The following is a 318-nucleotide window of genomic DNA, read 5'->3' on the forward strand; positions in this document are numbered from 1 at the left end:
ACACGGTGTCCACAGGACTGTCCATGACAATTACCGTATTGATCTTAACGGCATGGGCAGCCAGCAATTGTTTTAGCATTGCCGCATGCGCCGTAGTGGTAACGATGGCCTGCATCCCGGTCTCCGTTATCACCTGCAACAGATGATGAACAGCCTGGTCTGCCGACATCGGAGCATACACGGCCCCTGCCTTAAAACAGGCCAGCAGCGCAACCACCTGTAACGGGCCACCGCCGGCATAAACACCTACATGTTTTTCGTCCCGGTAACCCAATGACAGCAGGCCATGGGCCAGCTGGTTGGCGTAACCGTTCAGGT

1 protein-coding gene is annotated in these 318 nt (G+C 55.7%); it reads right to left on the reverse strand.

Annotation, left to right across the window (positions count from 1 at the left end):
- Positions 1 to 318: AMP-binding protein (locus ACTJJS_RS33575; protein ID WP_440668422.1), on the reverse strand; the 318-nt coding region annotated here is incomplete at both ends.

The organism is Chitinophaga sp. 22308, from assembly GCF_052045305.1.
Classification (GTDB): Bacteria; Bacteroidota; Bacteroidia; order Chitinophagales; family Chitinophagaceae; genus Chitinophaga; species Chitinophaga varians_A.